This window comes from Massilimicrobiota sp. SW1139, assembly GCF_012027715.1.
GTDB classification, from domain to species: Bacteria; Bacillota_I; Bacilli_A; order Erysipelotrichales; family Coprobacillaceae; genus Allocoprobacillus; species Allocoprobacillus merdigallinarum.
The window spans coordinates 1-2,738 of record NZ_SJOR01000041.1 but is presented as its reverse complement, the minus strand read 5'-3'; the positions used below and the strand labels follow the sequence as shown (position 1 = coordinate 2,738).

The window sequence follows — 2,738 nt, the reverse complement described above, 5'->3', positions numbered from 1 at the left end:
GTTATTGATTATATTCAAGAATTAAAAAAACAGGGGATTGTCAAGCATATTGGACTATCATCACATACTCCTGAAATTGTGCATAAAGTCTTAGATATGCATATATTAGATATGGTGATGTTTAGTATTAATCCCGCCTATGATTATAAACATGGTGAATATGCCATTGGACAGACTGATGAGAGAATGGCTTTATATCAGCGCTGTGAAAAAGAAGGAGTCGCTATTTCAGTTATGAAAGCCTTTAGTGCAGGACAACTCTTAGATGCAAACAAATCACCTTTCCCGCAGGCTTTAACACGTATTCAATGTCTTCAATATGCATTAGATAAGCCAGGTGTTGTGACTGTCTTACCTGGTGTTAGAAATCGTGATGATTTAAAAGAAATTTTAAAATATACACAGGCCAGTGATAAAGATAAGGATTATACTGTTATTTCAACATTTGATGCTGTAGAACATCAAGGAAAATGTGTTTATTGCAAACATTGTCATCCTTGTCCTATGGGCTTAGATATTGCTTTGATGAATAAATATTATGATTTATCTTTATTAGGTGATGATTTAGCTAAAGATCACTATCACCATTTAGAAAAGAAAGCAAGTGCCTGTGTGCAATGTGGACATTGCAATCATCGTTGTCCTTTCCATGCTGATCAAATGCAAAGAATGGAAGAAATGGCCTTATATTTTGGAGAATAGGAGTGATAGAAATGAAAAAAATTTTAGTGTCTTATTTTTCAGCAAGTGGAGTCACTGCAAGAGTGGCTCAAAAACTATCTCAAGCTATTGATGGGGATTTACATGAGATCATACCAGCTCAACCTTATAGTCAAGCTGATTTAGATTGGACCAATCCACAAAGTCGCAGCAGCCAAGAAATGAAAAATAAAGCATATCGTCCAGCTATTCAAAATGAAGTTAAAAATATAGATGATTATGATGTGATTTTTATTGGTTTTCCAATCTGGTGGTATGTGGCACCAACGATTATCAATACATTTTTAGAACAATATGACTTATCAGGTAAAACAATTATTCCTTTTGCAACATCAGGAGGCAGTGGTATGGGAAATACCACTCAGGAATTAAAAGTTTCTTGTGGCAATGCCAAATTATGTCAAGGACGTCGCTTTGATGGTCAGATTGATGTGGATACATTAAAAACATGGGCTGAATCATTTTTATAAGAGATATGAACTGAGCTAATTTGATTAAAAATTTGCGAAAGATTCATATCTTTTTCTATTAAATTAAAAAAATAATCATATATTAATAATGAGAAAAGAATTGTTTTTCTTGATATTCGAGAGATGAAAAATTGAATGCAGATATTTAATGCAAGTATCATATTTTATTTGAAATTCTTATATGTTATAAGCAGAGGAAATCCATGGTAGATAGAAGAAAATTAAAAATTGATTAAGGTTTTATTGATTATAACAGTCGTATATTTTTGTTGTTATTAGATCAAAGTGCGAACAGACTAAAGACGTTTTTGATTTAACTGGTCTTATCGTTTTGCTTAGAATAGTAGAAGATGGGAATTATAGAAGTAGAAAGAATATATTTTTATAGTATTGAAGTTTCATGTATTTTCACTGAATGTATGCTTTATGTTTATATCAGTTATGTACTTGTAAAAAAAAGTCAAAGATTTTCATCATTTTATATTTGATTGCCTATATGTGATGCAATATTGTATACCTTAAATGGAAGTTGAGATACAAAAAGATATGATTTCTTTGGGTTTTAAATTCAAAAGATTTTTATTAATTTATTTTTGTAAATAAGGAGTGAGAAGGAGATATATGAAAACTAAACAGACAAAACTATTGTATTTTGTTAGTGGTATTTATATCGTGACGCTTTTATTTGCTTTTGTTTTAAATATACAAAAAGGAAATCTCAAAGATATCATGATGTGTTTTGTCGCCTGTATAACACCATGGCTTTTTCCAATTCTTATGCATTTGTTTCATTTGAAAATAACAGATGAAATCAAAATCATTAATGTGATTTTTATATACTTTGCTTCACTGGTAGGAAGTTCACTTGCTGGATATACATTACCTTTCTATGATAAAATTGTACATTTTTTCAGTGGAATTCTTGCCAGTATTATCGCAATGATTCTTTATTACATGATTAAAAAACAACACACTATTTATAATAAGCAGGATTATATTCTTTTTTTAATATTTATGATGACAGTTAATTTGTCAATTGCTGTTATTTGGGAGTTTTATGAATATTTTATGCTTATCTTTTTCAATAATGACTGTATTCTACATTACACAACAGGTGTCCATGATGCCATGGCAGATATGCTTTGTGCACTTGGTGGTGGATGTGTGGTGTTATTGGAAATGATTGCTCATAGAAATCATCAGGAGTCACCTTTCTTTATGCGTATTGTAGAAAAATTCTATGATTGTAATATGAATGATCAATCATAGACATATAATCAGGAAAAGAGGATGAAGATGTTAAAAAAACAAATAGGGATAAAACCACAGTATATTGTTGAAATTGTGAATGATGATATGATTAAGTGTCAATGTTATGATAATCAAACAGAATATACATACTTTGAAAGATTCGCTGCATCAAAGAATCTTAAAAAGGGTGATTTATTAGTGGATGGTGAATTTGGAAAATTGATTTTATTAAAAAATAAACAAAAAAGAAATTTCTTTAGTCACAAACATTAAGAAATAATGATACAATATAAAAAA

Annotated in this window: 4 protein-coding genes; all 4 read left to right on the top strand. The window is 29.9% G+C overall.

Annotation, left to right across the window (positions count from 1 at the left end):
- Positions 1–702 (top strand): aldo/keto reductase (locus tag E0K96_RS12000; protein ID WP_206080741.1); only part of this gene is annotated, 702 nt, incomplete at its 5' end.
- An 11-nt stretch (positions 703–713) separates the two neighbouring features.
- Complete coding sequence (locus tag E0K96_RS11995) at positions 714–1,190, top strand: flavodoxin (protein WP_168083436.1); 477 nt, start codon at positions 714–716, stop codon at positions 1,188–1,190.
- A 621-nt stretch (positions 1,191–1,811) separates the two neighbouring features.
- Positions 1,812–2,459, top strand: a complete 648-nt coding sequence (locus E0K96_RS11990; protein WP_168083434.1) for a DUF2238 domain-containing protein — start codon at positions 1,812–1,814, stop codon at positions 2,457–2,459.
- A gap of 27 nt (positions 2,460–2,486) precedes the next feature.
- Positions 2,487–2,714 carry a hypothetical protein gene (locus E0K96_RS11985; RefSeq protein WP_168083432.1) on the top strand — a complete coding sequence of 76 codons (228 nt, stop codon included), beginning with the start codon at positions 2,487–2,489 and terminating at the stop codon, positions 2,712–2,714.
- Positions 2,715–2,738: the final 24 nt, after the last annotated feature.

Excerpts from the sequence above, each read along its gene's own strand:
- E0K96_RS11995 (WP_168083436.1), top strand. The coding sequence starts at position 714 with ATGAAAAAAATTTTAGTGTCTTATTTTTCAGCAAGTGGAGTCACTGCA.
- E0K96_RS11990 (WP_168083434.1), top strand. The coding sequence starts at position 1,812 with ATGAAAACTAAACAGACAAAACTATTGTATTTTGTTAGTGGTATTTAT.
- E0K96_RS11985 (WP_168083432.1), top strand. The coding sequence starts at position 2,487 with ATGTTAAAAAAACAAATAGGGATAAAACCACAGTATATTGTTGAAATT.